Origin of the sequence: Clostridium folliculivorans (assembly GCF_024341905.1) — a bacterium.
Lineage (GTDB): Bacteria > Bacillota > Clostridia > Clostridiales > Clostridiaceae > Clostridium_AR > Clostridium_AR folliculivorans.
Genome location: NZ_BQXY01000011.1, coordinates 1 through 21,617 on the forward strand (window position 1 = coordinate 1; position 21,617 = coordinate 21,617).

General features: G+C 29.5%; 13 protein-coding genes, 5 tRNA genes and 1 other annotated feature. Of the genes, 15 read left to right on the top strand and 3 right to left on the bottom strand.

The annotated features are described in order from the left end of the window. The first annotated feature begins 22 nt into the window (after nucleotides 1-22). From OCU55_RS20480 to addA, 14 genes are all read left to right on the top strand, one after another. Nucleotides 23-98, top strand: a tRNA-Ala gene (locus tag OCU55_RS20480). A gap of 163 nt (nucleotides 99-261) precedes the next feature. Next, nucleotides 262-762 carry an HDIG domain-containing metalloprotein gene (locus OCU55_RS20485; RefSeq protein WP_261854156.1) on the top strand — a complete coding sequence of 167 codons (501 nt, stop codon included), beginning with the start codon at nucleotides 262-264 and terminating at the stop codon, nucleotides 760-762. Nucleotides 763-786: 24 nt separating this feature from the next. Beyond that, the gene (locus OCU55_RS20490) at nucleotides 787-1,305 is read left to right on the top strand and encodes a transcription repressor NadR (RefSeq protein ID WP_261854157.1); all 519 of its coding nucleotides are present in this window, start codon (nucleotides 787-789) and stop codon (nucleotides 1,303-1,305) included. A 44-nt stretch (nucleotides 1,306-1,349) separates the two neighbouring features. Then, complete coding sequence (locus OCU55_RS20495; RefSeq protein ID WP_261854158.1) at nucleotides 1,350-4,040, top strand: UPF0182 family protein; 2,691 nt, start codon at nucleotides 1,350-1,352, stop codon at nucleotides 4,038-4,040. 81 nt (nucleotides 4,041-4,121) lie between these two features. Then, nucleotides 4,122-5,516: an NAD(P)/FAD-dependent oxidoreductase gene (locus OCU55_RS20500; RefSeq protein WP_261854159.1), complete on the top strand. Its 1,395-nt coding sequence runs from the start codon at nucleotides 4,122-4,124 to the stop codon at nucleotides 5,514-5,516. A gap of 13 nt (nucleotides 5,517-5,529) precedes the next feature. After that, nucleotides 5,530-5,763: a DUF1667 domain-containing protein gene (locus tag OCU55_RS20505; protein WP_183279587.1), complete on the top strand. Its 234-nt coding sequence runs from the start codon at nucleotides 5,530-5,532 to the stop codon at nucleotides 5,761-5,763. Nucleotides 5,764-5,835: 72 nt separating this feature from the next. After that, nucleotides 5,836-6,038 (top strand) — a binding site (T-box leader). A gap of 483 nt (nucleotides 6,039-6,521) precedes the next feature. Beyond that, nucleotides 6,522-6,612 (top strand) — tRNA-Ser (locus OCU55_RS20510). 34 nt (nucleotides 6,613-6,646) lie between these two features. Next, nucleotides 6,647-6,737: transfer RNA gene (locus OCU55_RS20515), tRNA-Ser, on the top strand. Nucleotides 6,738-7,072: 335 nt separating this feature from the next. Continuing rightward, nucleotides 7,073-7,163, top strand: a tRNA-Ser gene (locus OCU55_RS20520). A 34-nt stretch (nucleotides 7,164-7,197) separates the two neighbouring features. Next, nucleotides 7,198-7,288: transfer RNA gene (locus tag OCU55_RS20525), tRNA-Ser, on the top strand. Nucleotides 7,289-7,455: 167 nt separating this feature from the next. Further along, entirely contained in the window at nucleotides 7,456-8,346 is an 891-nt protein-coding gene (locus OCU55_RS20530; RefSeq protein ID WP_261854160.1) for a metallophosphoesterase, read from the top strand. A gap of 105 nt (nucleotides 8,347-8,451) precedes the next feature. Beyond that, nucleotides 8,452-9,003 (top strand): GNAT family N-acetyltransferase, encoded by a 552-nt coding sequence (locus tag OCU55_RS20535; protein WP_261854161.1) that lies wholly within the window; start codon nucleotides 8,452-8,454, stop codon nucleotides 9,001-9,003. Between the two features lie 160 nt (nucleotides 9,004-9,163). Beyond that, entirely contained in the window at nucleotides 9,164-12,625 is a 3,462-nt protein-coding gene (gene addB / locus OCU55_RS20540; protein ID WP_261854162.1) for a helicase-exonuclease AddAB subunit AddB, read from the top strand. Then, the gene (addA, locus tag OCU55_RS20545; protein WP_261854163.1) at nucleotides 12,625-16,449 is read left to right on the top strand and encodes a helicase-exonuclease AddAB subunit AddA; all 3,825 of its coding nucleotides are present in this window, start codon (nucleotides 12,625-12,627) and stop codon (nucleotides 16,447-16,449) included. The genes addB and addA overlap by 1 nt, the downstream gene beginning before the upstream one ends. A 283-nt stretch (nucleotides 16,450-16,732) precedes the next feature. Here the strand turns inward: addA and OCU55_RS20550 are convergent, their stop codons facing one another. Together OCU55_RS20550 and OCU55_RS20555 are read right to left on the bottom strand one after the other, a co-directional pair. Next, nucleotides 16,733-17,677, bottom strand: coding sequence for an AEC family transporter (locus OCU55_RS20550; protein ID WP_261854164.1), 945 nt, complete (start codon nucleotides 17,675-17,677; stop codon nucleotides 16,733-16,735). A gap of 28 nt (nucleotides 17,678-17,705) precedes the next feature. After that, nucleotides 17,706-19,043 (bottom strand): CCA tRNA nucleotidyltransferase, encoded by a 1,338-nt coding sequence (locus tag OCU55_RS20555; RefSeq protein WP_261854165.1) that lies wholly within the window; start codon nucleotides 19,041-19,043, stop codon nucleotides 17,706-17,708. 212 nt (nucleotides 19,044-19,255) lie between these two features. On the opposite strand from OCU55_RS20555, the gene OCU55_RS20560 reads away from it, so the two are divergent. Beyond that, nucleotides 19,256-20,221, top strand: a complete 966-nt coding sequence (locus OCU55_RS20560; protein ID WP_261854166.1) for a 3'-5' exoribonuclease YhaM family protein — start codon at nucleotides 19,256-19,258, stop codon at nucleotides 20,219-20,221. A gap of 59 nt (nucleotides 20,222-20,280) precedes the next feature. On the opposite strand, the gene OCU55_RS20565 is transcribed toward OCU55_RS20560, so the two are convergent. Beyond that, the gene (locus tag OCU55_RS20565; protein WP_261854167.1) at nucleotides 20,281-21,579 is read right to left on the bottom strand and encodes a L,D-transpeptidase; all 1,299 of its coding nucleotides are present in this window, start codon (nucleotides 21,577-21,579) and stop codon (nucleotides 20,281-20,283) included. Nucleotides 21,580-21,617 lie beyond the last annotated feature (38 nt).

The following is a 21,617-nucleotide window of genomic DNA, read 5'->3' on the forward strand; positions in this document are numbered from 1 at the left end:
TCCCTGAAGGTCCACCATATTTGGGGGTATAGCTCAGTTGGGAGAGCACCTGCCTTGCACGCAGGGGGTCAAGAGTTCGAATCTCTTTATCTCCACCAAAGTAAACCATGAACATTAAGTTCATGGTTTTTTTGTATTTAAGCTTAAATTTATATTAAGAAAGGTTACTTATTATATACATATAAAAATTCACATATTATAATTATTACTGAAGAATACTCAGTAAAAGATATAATATAAATTATAAGATGGAGAAGAATTATGATTTTTTATAGAGTAAAGCAATTTTGGTGGGTTATAACTTGTAACTTTAAACAGTTAGATGAAGAATATATAAATGAGTATCTAGAAGAACATGAAAAAAAACTTTTTGATAAACTAAAGATTGGTGATAAACATCATTGTGTAAGAGTATCAAAGGATTCATTAGAGATATATGAAAAGATAAAAGAAAACTTAGATGAATATCAATTAGCAAAGGCAGCATTGCTTCATGACATTGGCAAAAGTGAAAGACCTTTAAATTTTATAGAAAAGTCTATTGTTGTTTTGTTGCATAAATTCACTAAGGGGAAGATTAGAAAATACGACAACATAAAAATATTAGATATATATTATAATCATCCTAAAAAAGGCGTTGATATGCTTCAGAACTATGGTTATAAAGAGGAATTTCTTCAAGTCATAGGAAACCATCATGATAAAAAACATACCGATAATACTATGCTCAACATAGTAAGGGAAAGCGATAATAAAAATTAGTTAAATCGATATAGGAGGATTTGTATGCTCACAGCTAAATTAAGAAAACAAATGATAATTAACAAATTGATAGATTGTTCAGAACCACAAAAAGGATCTACTTTAGCAAAAGAATTAGGTGTTACAAGACAGGTGATCGTTAAAGATATAGCACTTCTAAGAGCGGAAGGTAATAATATAATTGCTACTCCAGATGGCTATATAATCGAAAAAAATGTAGCTAATAGGATTAATAGGGTAATAGCGGTAAATCATCATATAGATGAAATGGAGGATGAATTAGCAACTATTATAAGGTATGGTGGTGTTATAGAAGATGTAGTTGTAGAACATCCGTTATATGGTGAAATAAGAGCAATGCTTAAGTTAAGAAACTTTAATGATCTATCAAACTTTGTAGATAAGTTTAATAACTTGAAAGCAACTCCGCTATCATCATTAACTGGAGGCGTGCATATACACACAATATCTACAGAAACGGAAGAAAACATGTTATTAATATTAGAGGAACTTAAAAATAAAAAATATTTGATAACAGAATAATTATATCCAATTTATAAATTAGAATATTGGAGGCAAAGAAATTTATGAAAAAGATTTATTGGTTATTAGCATCAGTTATTATAATAATTATGCTAATGCTTTCCTTTTCAAACTTAATCGTAAATATCCAGTGGTTTAGGGAGGTGGGGTACCTCACAGTATATTTTACTAAGCTTATAGCGATATTAAAACTTATGGTGCCTATATTTGCGGTTTGTTTTGTTGTAGTACATTTTTATTTAAAATCCTTAACTAAAAGTTTACTTGCTCAACTTGATGGAAAGAAGAGAAAGTATATAAAAGTAGGTAGCATTGTAGGAAACTTAATATTATCTCTTATAATATCCTACTATACTGCGTCAACTTATTGGTATACAATTTTGCAATTTACTAATTCAGTTAATTTCAACGATAAAGATCCTATATTTGGTCATGATATATCTTTTTATATATTTAAATTACCACTCATACAGTCATTGTATAATGTATTGTTATCATTAATTATAATAATAATTGTTATTACAGTTGTATATTATCTAGCAGTGAAGTTAAAAAGGACTGTTACTGATAAAATTAATTGGAGGGTAAATGGAAGTGAAGTCTTTAAAAGCTTCGCGGGTAAGCAGTTTGCTATAATTTCAGCACTATTAATGTTTATGATAGCAGGAGGTTATATCTTAAAGTCATATAACTTATTATATAGTGCTAGAGGTACTGTTTTCGGAGCAGGATATGCTGATATAAGAATAACCTTATTATTTTATAGAGTCATAGCTATAGTTAGTTTAATATCAGCAATAATAGTTTTTGTCAGTATTTTGAGAGCCAGGATTAGGCCTATTATTACTGTTGCAGCGCTTATATTTATAATGGTTATTTCTGAACCTATAGTTGCATCTGTATTTCAACAGTTTATTGTAAAATCAAATGAAATGGATTTTGAAAAGCAATATATAAATAATAATATCAGCGCAACTAGAAAAGCTTTCAACATAGATAAGATTAAAGAAAATGAGTTTGAACCAAAACAAAATTTAAGTAACAAAGCTTTGCAAAATAACACCGATATAATAGAAAATTTGAAGGTAAATTCTATAAGCCCTGTATTAAATTTTTATAATCAAGTTCAGGTTATGAAGAACTACTATAAATTTAATGATGGCGATACAGACAGATATAATATAAATGGAAAGTATACTCAAGTGTTTGTAGCGCCTAGAGAATTAGATTATAGCAATATAAACACCTGGCAAAACATACATTTAAGGTATACCCATGGATATGGTATTACTATGAGTAAAGTAAATTCAGTTACATCTGAAGGACAACCGGATTTTGTGATGAAAGATATACCTACAGAGAATTTGACTGATATAAAGTTAGATAATCCTAGAATTTATTTTGGAGAAGGTTCAAATGAATATGTTGTGGTGAATACTGATATAGACGAGTTTGATTATCCAAAGGCAGGAGAGACACAAACAAATAGGTACAATGGAAGTGCTGGAATCAAAATGAACTTTTTAAATAAGGTATTATTTTCAGTTAATCAAGGTAATGTCAGAATACTGATGTCTGGTGACATAAAGGGTGATAGCAAAATAATTCTTAATAGAAATATAATGGATAGGGTTAAAAAAATAGCTCCGTTTTTAAGTTATGATAGTGATGCTTATAGCGTAATAAAGGATGGAAAGATATTTTGGGTAGTTGATGCTTATACTACATCTAATAAATATCCATATTCTCAGCCTTACAATGGATTCAATTATATCCGTAATTCAGTAAAGGTTGTAATAGATGCTTATAATGGAGATACAAACTTTTATATTGTTGACAAGAATGATCCTATAGCTGCAAGTTATTCTAAGATATTTAAAGGATTGTTCAAGGATGGAGATACTCTTCCAAAAGAAATAATAGAGCATTTAAGATATCCAAACGATATATTTAATATCCAATGCGATGTACTTGGTAAATATCATGTTACTGATCCAACTGTATTTTTTACACAAGATGATTTATGGGAAGTTTCATCAAATATATTGAGTGTTGAAGGAAAAGAAGATGTAAATGAATCGCTATATCTTATGACTAGATTACCTGGAGAAAAGAATCTTGAGATGGTTATGTTTGAATACTTTAATATGAAAGGCAAACAAAACATGGTATCACTTTTAGGGGCTAGAATGGATGGAGATAACTATGGAAAGTTAGTAATGTATAAGTTTCCGCCACAAAAAACTATTTTAAGTCCATCATTATTAAAAAATAAGATATTAGCAGATCCAGATATATCTAAGGAAATAAGTTTATGGGAAGGAAAAGGTTCAAAAGTAGAATATGGAGATACAGTTATAATACCTATAAATGACTCGTTATTTTACTTAGAGACCCTATACTTAAAGGCAGATGTACAAAAGTCACTGCCAGAAGTAAGAAAGATAATTTTATCTGATGGAGAAAAGATAGTTGGAGATGAAACTGTAGAAAAGGCTTTAGAAAAGTTATTTAATTACACAAATCAATCCAATAAGCCTATAGAAAACAATACAAATAATAATAACACCAATAATATTGAGAATAACACCAATAATAATATAAGCAAAGATGATATTAGTAAAGCGAATGACTTATATCAGAAGGCTTTAGAAGCTCAAAAGGCAGGAGATTGGTCTGCATATGGAGAATATATAAAGCAATTAGGTGATATTCTTAAGAATATGAAAAAGTAATATATAATGTGAATTAGATTTATTGATGAACACTACGTATTGTAGTAGTTCATCAATAATATAAGCACTTAGGAGGATAATATGGATTATGATGTTTTGATATTAGGTGGTGGAATAATAGGATGTGCTGTTGCCTACGAGTTATCAAAATACAATTTAAATATAGCGGTTATAGAAAAGGATTATGATGTAGCTGATGATATATCATTTGCTAATACAGCGGTAATATATGATGGATCAGAAACTAAAGATGATCTTATGAGTAGCCTTGAGCACATGGGAAATTCAATACTTGCTGAAATAACTAGGAAGTTTAACGTCCCATTTAAGCGTATTGGATCATTAAGAATAGCTGATACTGATGAATGTGTAGAGATCATTGAAGATATGTATAAAACTGCAAAGAGTAGAGGCATTGATAATATTTATCTTATAGATGATCAAGGTGTTTATGATATTGAACCAAACCTTAGGGTTGGATTTAAAAAAGCACTATACTCTGAAAACACTGCAGTTATATGTCCTTATGATTTAGCTATTGCATATGCAGAAGTTGCTTTTGATAATGGCGTCAACTTTAGATTAGAAGAGGTTGTGCAAGATATTCAAAAGATGGCTAGAGGATTTAAGGTAACGACAAATAAAAACAAGTTTACTTGTAAAGTAGTTATCAACACAATTCCAGGAGATAATTATACAATTGATTTGAATAGAACAGTAATTAATGATAGTGAAGGAAAGATGCATTATTTAGTATTAGATGAAACTTTCGAACATAATCTATCCAATTTGGTTATGAAGATTAATTCTGAAGATAAGTTTACTTTTCAGACACCAACTTTAAGTGGGAGTACACTGGTTGGGATAAACTCAGAAAGATTATTGGATTTTGATGAGATATTAAGGGAAGCAGCTGAGATACTTCCATCTGTTACGAAGGATAACGTGAATAGTATTTTTTATGAAGACTACAGAAAAGATGTAATGTTTATTGATGATGATCAATTAATGAAAGGGTACATAAAGGTTACTGGAGATCATTATGCCCATATAACTATTGCGCCATCTATAGCTAAAATGATTTGTGAGACTATTGTAGATAATTTAAACTCAACATTAAAAAGAAACTTTGTTGATAAAAGAAGAGAATTTTATAGATTTAGAGATATGAGCAAAGAGCAAAGGAATGAAATTATATCTTTAGATAAAAGATATGGGAAAATAGTATGTTTATGCAACCAAGTTTCAGAAGGTGAGATAATTGATTCAATAAGAAGACCATTAGGTGCAAGAACTGTAGAAGGTGTTAAAAGAAGAACAGGAGCAACCTTTGGAAACTGCCAAGGAGCATATTGTATAGATAAAATAATAGATATAATAGCAAGAGAAACGGATAAAAAACTAACAGAAATAGTTGAAGACTCTAAAAATTCTAAGGTTCTTGTATCAAGGATAAAAGAATTTGAAGGTATTTAGAGGAGGAGTTATTTTGGAGAATCAAGAAATATTTACAAGCGTGGTTAGAGTTAAGGGATCTAGTAAATATAATTTAGTTTCAGTTAAGAGTAGTGAACCTATAGATAAGAGCTTATGGCTAGAATTATCTAAGGTTTTATCAAGAATATACGTTGGAGCACCAATGTATATGGGTGATATAATATGTAAAAATATACTAAATACTGGAATAGATATAATAAGTACAGCAAATATAACAAAAGATTAATAAATTTAATGTTTATTAGAATAAATGTTGACAATATATCAATAAGTAGAATATAATATATTAAATTATATAAATAAACTGCTGAAAAGGCTAGTAATAATTATCAAATTTTTAGAGAATCGATGGTTGGTGTAAATCGATATTTTGTAGTTATGAATCCACCTTTGAGGGACTACGATGAGTAGTACGGGTATACCGTTATATAAATTGAGAGGATAGAAAGATTATATCTTTTTATCAACTAGGGTGGCAACGCGGAGCTTTTCGTCCCTATATGGGATGATAGCTCTTTTTTATTTTGTTTAAATATGCCCATGTGTTAAGTAAAGAGCTACTAAAAGTATCACATACTAAAATATTTTGTATTAATAAGAAAGTCAAAGCCCAAGATATTTCTTATAATCAATTTAGTTTTATATGTAGTTTACTGATATTCAAGTTAAAAGATCAATTTATATAAATTTAAAATCACTAAGCCCAGTGTATTAAAAAGTTATAAATTATTTTAAACATGAAAATGTTAGTAGCTCATTACTATCAAATATATTATACAAGAAAGATGCGGTTAAATGTAGAGTTATTTCATATTTAACTACATCTTTCTTGTATACTTAAAAAACTATCAAAATTGTGCTATTAAATCAATTACTTTTGCAATTAAGGTTATTTTCATAAAAAACTTTATAAAAATATTTAAATTAATTTGTATTTTATGTTGACATAATATATATAGCTTGATATAATATCAAATGTGACACGGAGAGATGGTCGAGTTGGTTTAAGGCACCGGTCTTGAAAACCGGCGTACGGGTGACCGTACCGTGGGTTCGAATCCCACTCTCTCCGCCACTTTTTTTTATAAAAATTTATTTGTAGGACACATGGAGAAATACTCAAGTGGCCGAAGAGGCGCCCCTGCTAAGGGCGTAGGTTGGGTAACCGGCGCGAGGGTTCAAATCCCTCTTTCTCCGCCAGAAGCATTTAGTTATTACTAAATGTTTTTTTTATTGCTTTGAAGCAGCCTATGAAGGAAGAGTATTGATACAATATAATGTGAAAGAGCTTATGTTTTTATTACCAAATTATAACAGGGAAAAGGTTATAGATATTTAAGTTTTATTATATTTATATTTTGGTACATAGATTTTATAAGTTTGAGTATACTATTATAATGTTGGGTCGACATGATCAATAAAAATGAATAATTGTAGTTTAATAAAACATATTTCATAAAAAGTTCCAACAAAAATGCAAATAGTATGTTGACATAATATTTCTTAGTTGATATAATAAAAATTGTCGTTGACATGGAGAGATGGTCGAGTTGGTTTAAGGCACCGGTCTTGAAAACCGGCGTACGGGTGACCGTACCGTGGGTTCGAATCCCACTCTCTCCGCCATTTAAATAAATAAAGATTAATTTGTAGGGCATGTGGAGAAATACTCAAGTGGCCGAAGAGGCGCCCCTGCTAAGGGCGTAGGTCGGGTAACCGGCGCGAGGGTTCAAATCCCTCTTTCTCCGCCAGCAACACTCAGTTGAAAGACTGAGTGTTTTTTTGTTTTTATGAATATTTTAGTACCTAATACTATAAATAATAAGTTATGAACTAACAGTTTATAAAATTAAAGTATCCATTTGGTTACTGAAGCATATAATGATAAAGCATAATAATATTACATGAAGATTTTAGTATGAAGAAAGACATATTAACAAAGGTAATGAGTAAATCTCCAGAAGTTTACTTCAATAAAGATAGTAAAATTACATTTATTAGTGATTGCCATAGAGGGGATGGGACTTATAAAGATGATCTTATGCCAAATGCTAATATATATATGACAGCATTAAACTATTATTATAGAAACAATTTTACTTATATTGAAATTGGAGACGGAGATGAATTGTGGAAGGTTAAAAATATAGAGGACATATATAATACTTATCCAGACATATTTAAACTTCTTTTAAAGTTTAAGTATGATAATAGATTATATATGTTATATGGAAATCATGATGAGATAAAGGGTACTAAAAAGTTTAAGCATATGATAGATAGAATAGATAGAAACGAAGAAGAAAATGATGTTTATAATTTATTTCATGATTTGCCAATATACGAAGGTTTAATATTAAATTATGAAAATTTAAAAAGGTTATTTGTAATACATGGCCACCAGGTTGATAAGATAAGTAATAATCTTGAACCGTTTGCATCATTTTTAGTTAGATATGTTTGGTCATTCTTAGAAGGGTATTTAGGATTTAAAAATGGGACCAGTCCTGCAAGAAGTAATACTAAAAGAAAGAAAGTAGATAAAAAACTTCAGCAATGGGTGAAGTCAAATGACCAACCAATAGTAGCCGGTCATACTCATAGATCAAGATTGCCAAAGCCTGACGAAATACCATATTTTAATGATGGATGCTGCATTCACCCTTACTCAGTAAGTTCTATTGAAATAGAAAAGGGAAAGATATCTCTGATTAAGTGGAGTATAAAATCTTTAGAAAATGGTGTTCTTACAGTTAGAAGAGAAATAATTGGAGGTCCTGAATTATTAACTAATTATAAAATAATATAAGAGCCTATAAAATTTTTAATATACTAAATAAGTGTATATGTTGAACCAAATATTTACAGGGTATATAATAAAAGAGTATCATTGCTTGCTTAAGAAGGTGTAAGTTTGTTAAAAGGAAAGAAGATATATTTAAGGTCAGTGGAAAAAAGAGATGTAAATATATTTTATAATTATTCTACTGATAAAGAGATTCGAAAATTTGATGGTGGAAATATGATTCTTCCGTCAATAGAATATGTTATGCAGCATTTTGATGAAATAATGAATATATCTAGAAAAACATTAAGCATAATAAATGAAAAAGGAGTATTGGTAGGATATCTCACATATAAAGAGTTTGAAGATACAAATAATATATACTCCATTGGAATCACTATTGGAAGTCAATTCTGGGGAAGAGGATATGGACAGGATTCTATAAAGGTTTTATTGGAATACCTATTCATGTATAGAGGGGCACAGAGAGTTGAGTTAGAAGTTGTTGATTATAATACTAGAGCTATAAGCTGCTATGAAAAGTGTGGATTTATAATTGAAGGAAAGAAGAGAAAGAGATATTTTGCACAAGGTCAATATCATGATACTTTAATAATGGGAATATTAAAAGAAGAATTTGATAATATAAAGAGCAATGATACAAATAATATTAAGATATAAAGAGATTTTTCAACATGGATAACGAAAATTATCCATGTTTTTGTTATAGATAGAATTAGTTGATTAAACTAAAAGTTTCATATATGGGTTATAATTATAATAGAACTTAGGTTTGGTATGTCCATAATTAAACGATATTGATAAAAATAGGAGATAATCTATGGGAATAAAATTTATATACGGAAGAGCCGGTAGCGGTAAAAGTTATTATTGTATAGAAGAAATTAAAAATAAGATTGAACAAGGAAAAGAAAATAAATTAATACTTTTAGTTCCGGAACAAATCACCTTTCAAACGGAAACAAGATTATTGAAGCATATTGGAGAGAAAAGCGTACTTAAATCTGAGGTATTAAGTTTTAAAAGAATGGCTCATAGAGTATTTAATTTCTGTGGAGGAATAACTCATAAGCGAATGAATGAAGCTGGAAGGAATATGCTTATCTTTAAGGTGCTAGAAGAAGTCAGTGATAAACTAAGTGTATTTTATAGAGCTTCAAAGCAGCAGGGGTTTATAGATATAGTTTCTAAAACTATAACAGAATTTAAGAAATATAATATTACCTCGGAAATATTAAGAGCTACAATGCAGGCTATGCGAGAAGATGATGAAGAATTAAAAATGAAATTAAATGACTTATCAATTATATTTGATAAGTTTAATGAAGTGCTTCACAAGAATTATATAGATTCAGAAGATGAATTGAATATGTTATCTGATAAACTTGATAATTGTAATATCTTTGACAGAGCAGATATATGGGTTGATGAATTTACTACATTTACTCCTCAACAATTAAAGGTTCTTGGTAAGCTTATGCAAAAGGCAAATAATATATATTTTGCATTAACTTTAGATGAAACTCATGGGGCAGATGAAACTGATATATTTAATGTAATTAAAAATACCGAAAAGAAGATTATAAGAATAGCTAGTGAGAATAGAATTCCTTATGATGGGTATTTAGATTTAAATAATAGACAAAATTTTAGATTTAAAGAAAGCAGAGAACTAAGTCATTTAGAAAAACACTTTTTTACGTATCCATTTATACCTTATAAGTGGTCTAATGCAGATATAAGAGTATATAAGGCAAATAATAACTATGATGAAATAGAAGTTGTAGCAAAAGACATATTAAGGTTAGTAAGAGATGAAGGATATAGATATAAAGATATATCGGTAGTATGTAGAAACTTAGAAGATTATGAAAAGATAACTTCGGTAATATTTAATCAATATGATATTCCATATTTTTTAGATAAGAAACGAGATATAGTTAGTAACCCTCTTATTGTACTTATAACTTCAATATTTGAAATATCATCAAGAAACTGGTCTTACGAGAGTGTATTTAAGTATCTGAAAACTGGACTTACAGGTCTTAACAATGATTATATAGATATTTTAGAGAATTATGTTTTGGCCAATGGGATAAGGGGAAGAAAGTGGTTTGAAGATTGGTGGGAGTATCCGATTGATCGATATCATTCAGATAAAGATCAGATATCAAATGAAGAAAAACAAAGACTATCTCTTATCAATGATATAAAAGATGAGGTTAAGCAGCCTTTAATAGACTTCTACTCAAATATCAAAGGAAAACGTACAGTAAGAGATATTTGCGTAGCTCTATATGACTTTATGGTATCACTTGGTATTATTGAAAGAATGGAAGACTTATCTAGAGTATTTGAAGAAAAGGGTATTGGTGATAAAGCAAAGGAGTATGAGCAGGTAGTTGAGATAATTATGGAAGTACTAGACCAAGCTGTAGATGTAATAGGAGAAGAATTTATTGATCCTAATGATTTTATTAAGATACTTAACGTAGGTTTTGAAAAGTATGAGATTGGTTTGATCCCAGTTGCTTTAGATCAGGTTAATATAGGTGAGATATCAAGAATCAGAAGTAGAGAGTTAAAAGCTTTATACATAATAGGTACAAATGATGGGGTGTTTCCAGCTTCCAATAAGGATGAAGGTATACTTTCAGATCAGGATAGAGAACTTTTAAGAGATCAAGGTGTAGAACTTGCGTCAGATACTAAAACAAAAGCTTTTGAGGAGCAATTTTTAATTTATTCAACCTTGACTATGTGTAGTAATTATCTAATGATTACCTATCCTTTAGCAGATTTTGAGGGGAAATCCTTAAGACCATCTATTATAATACCTAGACTTAAAAAGATATTTCCAAATATTAAAGAAGAAAGTGATATCTTTAGAGAAAATAATGATACTTTAGAAAAGGTAGTTGCTCCAGTTCCAACTTTTAATGAGCTTATTGGTGCATTAAGAAGAGATTTTGATAAGAAGGAAGTTGAAGAGTACTGGTCAGAAGTTTACTCTTGGTATAAGAGCAAACCTCAGTGGAGAGAGAAAGCAGATAATATATTTAAAGGCCTTAAATATACTAACCAAGAGCAGGATATAGCTAGAGATAAGATAAAAAAGATATACTCTAGTAACGATAAACTTTTATTTAATGTATCTAGAATAGAAAAATATGCTCAGTGTCCTTTTGCTTATTATGTTCAATATGGATTGAAAGCAAGAGATAGAAAGGTATATGAGTTTACTCCGCCTGATCTTGGAAGTTTTATGCATAATGTCTTAGATGAATTTACTAATCATATAAGAGATGAGAAGATACAGTGGAATGATCTGGATAGAGAAAAGTGTAAGAATATAATCTCAGAAATAGTAGATAAGCAAGTGGCAGAAAGTTCTGCTTCTATATTAAGTAGCTCAAAAAGGTATAAGTATTTTACAGATAGATTTAAAAATATATTAACTAAATCGGTGACAGTAATATCTGAACATATGAGAAGGAGTAATTTTGATATATTTAGAAATGAGTTTGAATTTGGTAGCTATAAAGATAGTGAACCAATAAAACTTAAGCTTGCATCAGGTGATGAGGTTTATTTAACAGGTAGAATAGATAGAGTAGATACAGTTGAACTTGAAGGTGAAACCTATATTAGAATAATAGATTATAAGTCTGGAAGTAAAGAATTTGACCTTAATCAACTTTACTATGGTCTTCAGATTCAGTTATTAGTTTATTTAGATGCATTGATTAAAAACTCAAAGTATCTTTTAGATAAACAAGTAGTACCTGGCGCTATACTTTACTTTAGAATTGATGATCCTATAATAAAATCTAAAAGAGATTTAAGTGATGATGAAATCAAGGAACAGATTCTTAAGAAGTTAAAGATGGATGGGCTTATGCTTAAGGACGTAAAATTAGTTAAAGCTATGGATAAGACTATGGAAACTTATTCTTTAATTATTCCTGCAGCTTTTAAGAAAGATGGAGATTTTACAAAACAAAGTGCTGTAGTGACAGAAGAACAGTTTAACATACTAAGAAAATATGTTAATGAAAAGATGATAGAATTATGCGAAGAAATGTTAAGTGGACGTATAAAAATAGAACCATCAAAAGATGGTAGATTTACATACTGTAATTTTTGTAATTATTCTTCAATATGTCAGTTTGATATAAGCTTAAAAGACAATACCCATAAGCTTATAAGAAAACATAGTGATGAAGAATTATGGAAGGAAATATCAAGTACTGTAGAAGAGCATCAAAGGGGTGAAAGGTAATGGGAGAAACTAAATGGACTGCAGAACAACTTAGTGCTATAACAACCAGAAGACGAAATTTATTAGTAGCAGCTGCAGCAGGGTCAGGTAAAACTGCAGTACTGGTTGAGAGGATAATAAGAATGATAACTGAAGGGGAAGAGTCTGTAGATATAGATAGTCTTTTAGTAGTTACCTTTACTTCAGCTGCAGCAGCAGAGATGAGAGAAAGAATAGGTGATGCTATATCAAAGGCTTTAGAACATTCTCCTAATTCAAAGGTTTTACAAAGACAGTTAGCATTATTAAATAGAGCAAATATAACTACGATGCACTCCTTTTGCTTAGATGTTATAAAAAATAATTTTCACCATATAGATCTAGATCCTAATTTTAGAATAGGTGATGATACAGAATGTACTTTAATAAGAAATGAGGTAGTAAGTGAACTATTCGAAGATAGATATGATCAGGATGATGATAGTTTTAAAAAATTAGTTGATTCATATGGCCAAGGAAAAGATGATAGTAAGCTTCAACAGATGGTTTTAGACCTGTATCAGTTTTCTATGAGTGAGCCCTGGCCAGAAGCTTGGCTTAAGGAAAAATGTGAAAGTCTAAATATATGTAGTGAAGAGGAGCTTAATAATAGCCACTGGGCTAAGATATTAATCAATAATGTAGAAATAGAGTTAGAAACCTTTGAAAGGTTATTACATAATGCTAAAGAACTTTGTGAGACAACTGAAGGCTTGGAACCATATTTGACTAATATAAATGATGATATAAATCAAGTTATTAGTATCAGAGAAGGAATTTCTGGTGGATTAAGCTCTGTATATAACAAGATAGAAGGTTTAAGTTTCTCAAAGCTTAAGTCTGTAAAGAAGAATCAAGTATCAGATGAAGATGCCCAACAGAGGGTCAAAGATATAAGGGATGATGTTAAGAAAAAGCTAAATAAGATGAAGGAAGATATATTCTCAATATCACCTGAAGAGGCTGTTAAAGATTTTAAGATATTATATTTTCTTATAAATGAACTAGTAGGTCTAGTGTTAGAATTTGATAAAAGGTATAAAGGCAAGAAGAGGGATAGAGGTATCTTGGATTTCAATGATTTGGAACATTTATGTCTTAAGATACTTACTGAGGAAGAGGAAGATGGGCAGATAATACCATCCTCAGTAGCTAAAGAATTTAAAATGAAGTTTAGTGAAGTATTGGTTGATGAATATCAAGATACCAATAACATCCAAGAGACAATAATAAGTATGGTTTCTAGAAAAGAGGAAGAAGACCCTAACGTATTTATGGTTGGTGATGTTAAACAAAGTATATATAGATTTAGACATGCAAAGCCAGAATTATTTTTAAATAAATATAATAATTATCCTACAGATGGAAATCATGACATGAAGATAATGCTTTATAAGAACTTTAGGAGTAGAAAAGAAGTTATTGATGGAGTAAACTACATATTCAATATGCTTATGTCAAAATCGGTTGGCGAACTTGAATATGATGAAAATGAGGCTTTGAATCTTGGTGCTGATTATAAAGATTTAGATGCAGAAAATATATATGATATAGAAAATGAAGTTAATACGCAGGATATAGAAATATCTGGGGATATAGAAGTACATATCTTAGATAAAGCAGCTAAGAAAGAAGAAAGTGAAGAAGCTGGAGTTATAGAAAATGATGAACAAGAAGATGTTCAAAACGGCGAAGCAGAAGAGGATTTAGATTCTATACAGATTGAAGCAAGAATAGTTGCAAAAAGAATACATGAACTGATGAATGCTTCTAATGGTAAGAAGTATATGGTTTGGGATAGAGGTTTAGATAAGTATAGAAGACTTAAATATAAAGATATAGTAATACTTTTAAGAGCAACAAAGAACTGGTCAGAAGTCTTTGTAGATGAACTCGGGCAAAGTGGAATACCTGTCTATGCTGATACTGGTACAGGATATTTTGATACTATTGAGATTAGAACTATTATGTCTCTACTTCAAGTAATAGATAATCCTATGCAAGATATTCATATACTATCTGTTTTAAGATCACCTATATTCTTATTTTCATCTGAAGAGTTAGGAGATCTAAGGTTACTAGATAAAGATAAGTATTTTTATGAAATACTAAAAACTATAAGTGAAGGTAATTTAAGCAGTGAATCTTCAGATATTAATATAAATGATGAACTTAAGAGAAAATGCAGTTATTTTACTGAGAAGCTTAAATTATGGAGAGAAAAGGCTCTTTATATGCCAATTGATGAATTTATATGGTATTTATATATGGATACTTCATATTATGGATATGCAGGGGCTATGCCAAATGGAGTGCAAAGACAGGCTAACTTAAGAATATTATTTCAAAGAGCTAAACAATATGAAAAAACAAGTTTTAAAGGATTATTTAATTTCATAAACTTTATAAACAAACTGAGAAAATCTTCAGGAGATATGGGAAGTGCTAAGATACTTGGTGAGAATGAAGATGTAGTAAGGATTATGAGTATTCATAAGAGTAAGGGGTTAGAATTCCCAGTAGTATTTTTATCTGGATGCGGAAAACAATTTAACCTTATGGATTTAAATAAAGAGATATTATTCCATGATGAATTAGGTTTTGGACCAGAATATATTGATGTTGATAGAAGAATAAGTTATACCTCTTTACCAAAGCATGCAATAAAGATGAGATTTAAACTTGAAGCTCTTTCTGAAGAGATGAGAGTACTATATGTTGCTTTCACAAGAGCAAAAGAAAAACTTATAATAACTGGAGCAGTTTCAAATCTTGAGAAGGTAACTAAACGATGGTGTTCTGCAGCTGCATTAAGTTATGATAAGATACTATCTTCAGAAGTTTTAAAGGGTAAGAGTTATATGGATTGGATCGGTATGGCACTTGCTAAACATAAAAATGGTGAAGAATTAAGGAAGAGTGGGAATACAATTGTGGATTATATTAAAAGTGACTTTTCCACATGGGATATAAAATATTGGTCAAAAAATGATGTGATTGTGGATGAAAAATTAGAGGCTGTGGATGAAATTGAAGATGAACCACAGGAAAGAAGACTATTTATATATAAAGATAGCGGTGAAATAAATAAGGATATAGAGAGAAGATTAGATTTTCAATATAAGTTCAAAGGTTCTACCGGTATTACAGCAAATATATCAGTATCAGATTTAAAACGTGCTGCTTATGAGGAAGACCAGAATGAGATAGAGACAGTATATAAAGGTGATAGAATAATTAAGCCTCAGTTTTTACAAGAGGAAAAAGGATTATCTGCTGCTGAACGAGGTACAATAGTGCATTTTGTTATGCAGCATATAGAACTTGGAAAAGTAAGAAGTAGAGAAGAAGTTAAAGACCAACTTGAAGATATGGTTCAAGGAGAATTTTTAACTAAAGAGCAAGCTAAAGTAGTGAACATAAATAAAATCTTTAAGTTTTTTCAAGGCAATCTAGGAAAAAGGATTATTGAAGCATATGAAAATGGTAGTATGCTTCATAGAGAACTACCTTTCTTTACAGAAATACCAGCATACCTTGTGGATAAGTCTTTATCTAAGGAAGAGACAAAAGATGAATTAGTAAGACTACAAGGAGTTGTTGATTGTTTCTTTGAAGAAGAAGATGGGTTAGTTTTGGTTGATTATAAAACTGATTACGTTGAAGAGGGTAATGAACAATCAATAAAAGATAGATATGAAGTGCAACTCACATATTATTCTGATACTTTAGAAAAGATAACAGGGAAGAGAGTTAAAGAAAAGTATCTTTACTTATTTGGATTAGATAAAGAGATTAAATACTAAATTAATAGTTGATTTAGGAACTTTATAAAAGATGCAATACTTCAATCTGAAAACTATATTTAAAACTCCTCTGGCTTTTGAGAGAAGAGTTTTAAAGCATAAGTTGAAAGATGAAGTGGTACATCTAAAGTATAAAGATATAAGAAGATATAAACTTATATAATGTAGGTTTATATCTTCTTTTTTACTATAAAGAAAGCACAATCAGTAATATTATCAATTCCAATACTTTATGCGTAGGAGTAGATTATCAATATAAGAGCTAGTGGCCATGACAAGTGAATTATAAAAGATATTTAAATAAAAACACATATACTGGTATGAACACAAAACTTGCTATAAGTGAAGTTGCATTTAATACTGAAGCAAATTTGTAATCTCCATCATATTCCCTTGCAACAATAGCAACTGTATTCATAACAGGCATAGCGGACATTACTATAAACACCTGTTTCATTAGTAAAGGAAATGAAGTAAAACTTAGAATTATGAAAGCTGCTATAGGAGATATTATGAATCTTCCTATAAGAATTAAAACAGAGTCTTTGTCCACTTTCATTTCATTATAATTCATACTAGAGAGTATAGAACCTATAAATATAGTAGATAAAGGAGTAGTTAGGTTTCCTAGATACTTACAGCTATCTAAAATGAAAATAGGTAACTTAATTTGTAGAAGTATTAGTATAGCTGAAAATATAAAAGCAACTAAAGGAGCAGAAATAATATTTTTTATGTTTTCTTTTGATAAGAACTTGTTATTAATATTTTTACCATCTTGTCTTATATCATAGGCAGCTATTGACCAAAAGAACAAGGTATTTATTATATAATATATTAATATATAAGGAAGAGCCTCTTCTCCAAAAATAGATATATTTACTGGTAGACCTACAAATATAGTGTTGGACAATCCAAATAAGGCTCTAAAAACACCTTTTCTGTGGCTGGAGATATAAAAGGCTTTATATATAATAGATCCTACTAGATAAGTTAGAGTTATACATAAAAATGCAACTATATATCCACCTAAGGAACCTATAAATTGTTCTTTAGTAAAGCTAGTATTTAGGTTAGCTATCATAAATGCAGGGAGTGATATATTAATTACTAGTTTAGACATTAAGTTGTCTGCATTTTCATTAAACCATCCTTTTTTACCTAAGAAAAAACCAACTGCTATTAGGATTACAAGGGTAAATACTCCGTTAAATGCATTAATAATCATAATAAAATCTCCTCTGCAATTACTAGAATTACTTGTTATATACTAGATATTCTTTTGCTAAATTAAATAGATTTTCTTTAGTATTTAAGTTTGGGTCTTTAAGAACTTTTTCTAATAGATGATTTAATAAATTACCTAATTCTTTTCCGGGTTTTAAGTTTAGTTCATTTATTAAGTCATTTCCGTTTATAGCCAAGTCTTTTGAAGCTAATGGTGCTTTTGAGTTTAAAATCTCAGTAATCTTACTCTCCATCTTATCAACATGCTCAAGGTATAAAAATGGAGGCGCAGAGGATAATATATCAGCTCTTTGAAGATTAAATAAGTCATAAACTAAATCCTTGCCAACTCTATTTATCATTCTTTTTAAGGCTACATCTGTGGCATTTACTAGTACATTCATATGCTCTTTTACTAATGTACAAGCTATATCAGAAGTTGAATTATCAATTCTAAGACGTCTAAATATCTTTCTTGAAAGATGATCGCCTTTATTATTATGTCCATAGAAGTGGCCAATGTTATTTTCATCTAGAGTAAAGCATATTGGTTTTGCTATATCATGAAACAATGCTGCAAGTCGTAAATGAACCTTTTTTTGCACCTTTTCTACAACTGATAATGTATGATTAAATATATCTTTATCATGATAAGGAGTATGCTGATCAAAGCCAATGCAAGCATCTAGTTCAGGAATTATATATTTAAGTATTTTTGTATCAGCTAAAAGTTTAAGTCCAAGTCTAGGATTATCAGACATTATTATTTTTATAAACTCGTCGCGTATTCTTTCAAAACTTATATTTTTTATAAGGTGACTATTCCTTATAATTGATGAAAGAGTCTCTTTTTCTATATCAAAGTCAAGTTGAGAGGCAAACCTAACTGCTCTCATCATTCTTAAGGCATCTTCATTGAATCTCTTATCAGGGTCTCCAACCGCTTTAATTAATCTTTTATTTATATCATCATTGCCACCAAAATAATCTATTAAGCCTAAGGTGCTATTATATGCCATTGCATTTATAGTAAAATCTCTTCTAGATAAATCTTCTTTTATGTCAGATACAAACTCGACTGACTCGGGTCTTCTATTATCTATATATTCGCCATCAATTCTATAAGTAGTTACTTCAAAGCTATTACCTTGAACAATAACTGTTATGGTTCCGTGCTGTATTCCTGTAGGGATTGTTTTATCGAATAAACTTTGTATTTTATATGGAAAAGCGTTTGTAGTTATATCATAATCATTAGGTGTAACTCCACGTATGTTATCTCTAACACATCCACCAACAATAAAAGCTTCAAATCCATTTTCATAAAATTTGTCTATTATAAACTGTACTTCCTTTGGTATATTCATAGTAAAACCTCCTATTTTTCAAAATAAAAATTTGCAGAGACATTGAGATTTTTGATTTAAATGTTTCATCTTTAATATAGCCATTATGTCCCAATTTAAGTATATAATATATTATAAGCATTTAAATAAAATATTTTACTTGTTTATGTTTATGAATAGTAAACTAAAGATATAATTATTAATAGTATATTGACGAAAGGATGTAAAGCATATTGGGTATAGAGTTAAGAAAGATAAGTGAATTTGAACAAAATGAAAGAGTAGAAGGTTTCTTCTTGATTAAATCAGTAAGTTTAAAAACAGCAAATGCCAATGGTAAAAAGTACTTGGATTTTGCATTGGGGGATAGCACTGGTGAGATAGCGGGAAAGCTATGGGAAGTTAATGAAGAAAATGAAAATTTATTTAAGGAAAATACCATTGTTAAAATAAGAGGAATGGTGTCTGCTTGGCAAGGAAATCTTCAACTTAAGATTGAGAAAATAAGAAATATAGAACAAGGTGATAATGTAAACATTCAAGACTATGTTCAAAGTGCTCCATTTGATAGTGAATACATGTTTGACAGGATAAAAGAATTTATTGAAAAAATGAAAAATGAAGATATAAAGAATATTGTTGGATATTTATTTAATGATTCTAAAGATAAATTAATGTATTATCCAGCTGCAAAAAAGAATCATCATGCAATAAGAGGTGGGCTACTTTATCATATAATGACAATGCTTAACGTAGCAGAAAACTTAAGCTCAATATATACATTTTTAAATAAGGATTTACTTTATGCTGGGGTAATACTACATGATCTTGCAAAGATGAAAGAAATGAACTCGAATGAACTTGGTATAGTAGGTGAATATAGCTTAGAGGGTACATTGCTTGGACATATTACTCAAGGTATAAAAGATGTTGAAGTTGTTGGAGAAAGCTTTAAAGCTGATAGGGAAATAATCGTATTACTACAACACATGATTCTTTCACATCATTATGAGCCAGAGTATGGAAGTCCAGTAAAGCCTATGATAGCGGAAGCAGAGATGCTACATTATATAGATATAATTGATGCTAGAATGTATGATATAAGAAGGGTTACTGGTGAAACAGAAGAAAAACAATTCTCTGAGAGATTATGGTCACTTGAAAATAGAAGAATATATAATCATAACTTGGATAAATAATAAACTAGATAACATTTGAAATGCTCTCTATCTAATTGATAGGGAGCATTTCACTTTATCTAGTTTATTATTACTTTTGATCCTCTTGTAATATTATCATATATCCATTTAGCATCTTCTACTTTAAGTCTTACACAACCGTGAGAAGCAGCTTTACCTAATGTATAATCAGTTATTTTTGTTTTGAGTTCATTATAAGGTAATGAGTGAAATAAGTAATTGCCGTCAAATTGAACCCAGTACTTAGCTCCTTCTTTGTAATCAGTTGAATAGAACCAATCACCTTTTTCTTTTACAGTATATACACCTGAAGGAGTTTCACTTCCTTTTATTCCAGTGGAACAAGAATAATTTTTTAATAAACTCCAATCATTTTTTTTTCCCTTAAAAACATAAGTTTTTTGAGCAGATAAATTCACATAAACTAAATAAGATGTATCAGAAGTAAGATTAAGTGAATTTATTGTATTTGCATTAATTGTCATTGCTGCAACAGATGTAGTCTTTGTATTAGAGTCTGAACTGTTATTTGAATTTGTATTGTTCTTTGAAGAATCATTGCTTTTTGATTCGTTAGAACTTGAATTTGAGCTTGTATTTTTAGAGGAATCAGAAGCTGAATTCTTGCTGGTTGAATCTTTATTAAGAAATTTATTTTTTTCATCTTTATATTCATCAATTTTACTTAATATATCTTTATCATTAGAATAATACTTAGTATTATCTTCTAATAATGATATAGCCTTAGAAAAATAATTCTCAGAAACTAGTTTATCGGCTGAACTTAGAGTTTCTTCTTTTATTGAATTAATTACTTCCTTTTTATACTCCTCTGCTTTGAGAAAGTTATCATCAAAATTACTAACTTTATCAAAAGCATTATAAGCATCTACATAATTTTTATCTTTATACAACTTCATACCTAATGAAAAGTTATTAGCGGAGTCATTAAGGAGAGGAACTTTCTTCTTAGCTTCGCTTACCTTATCATTAACCACACCATATCTTTCTACTTCACTTAAAGCTGCGAGTGTAGCCTCATCTGACAAACTATTATTCTTATAATTAGACATTAGATCATCTATATATGTTGAGAAGTAGTTTTTTAAATCAGTATATAATAATAGCTTTTTCGCAGGATTGAAGTTCCCTTTTGATACCATAAGGGAATTTGCTGTTGAATAATCCTTTTTATCGAAGTTAATTTTAAAGTCAGTAATTATATCATTATAGTCATAAAAAGAATAAGACATTGCTATGCAAAAAAAAGCTAATATAAACATGGTAATAATTTTTGATAAAGAAATTTTACTTTTTTTCTTTTCTTGTTTTTTTTCTTCTTTTTCTTTTTCCTTCAAACTTCATCCTCCTTACTATTTTAGTTAAATTATTTCCA

Bases quoted from the DNA above. Each gene is read 5' to 3' on its own strand.
- addB (WP_261854162.1), top strand. From the start codon at position 9,164: ATGGGAATAAAATTTATATACGGAAGAGCCGGTAGCGGTAAAAGTTAT.
- addA (WP_261854163.1), top strand. From the start codon at position 12,625: ATGGGAGAAACTAAATGGACTGCAGAACAACTTAGTGCTATAACAACC.
- OCU55_RS20500 (WP_261854159.1), top strand. From the start codon at position 4,122: ATGGATTATGATGTTTTGATATTAGGTGGTGGAATAATAGGATGTGCT.
- OCU55_RS20530 (WP_261854160.1), top strand. From the start codon at position 7,456: ATGAAGAAAGACATATTAACAAAGGTAATGAGTAAATCTCCAGAAGTT.
- OCU55_RS20490 (WP_261854157.1), top strand. From the start codon at position 787: ATGCTCACAGCTAAATTAAGAAAACAAATGATAATTAACAAATTGATA.
- OCU55_RS20555 (WP_261854165.1), bottom strand. From the start codon at position 19,043: ATGAATATACCAAAGGAAGTACAGTTTATAATAGACAAATTTTATGAA.
- OCU55_RS20495 (WP_261854158.1), top strand. From the start codon at position 1,350: ATGAAAAAGATTTATTGGTTATTAGCATCAGTTATTATAATAATTATG.
- OCU55_RS20485 (WP_261854156.1), top strand. From the start codon at position 262: ATGATTTTTTATAGAGTAAAGCAATTTTGGTGGGTTATAACTTGTAAC.
- OCU55_RS20550 (WP_261854164.1), bottom strand. From the start codon at position 17,677: ATGATTATTAATGCATTTAACGGAGTATTTACCCTTGTAATCCTAATA.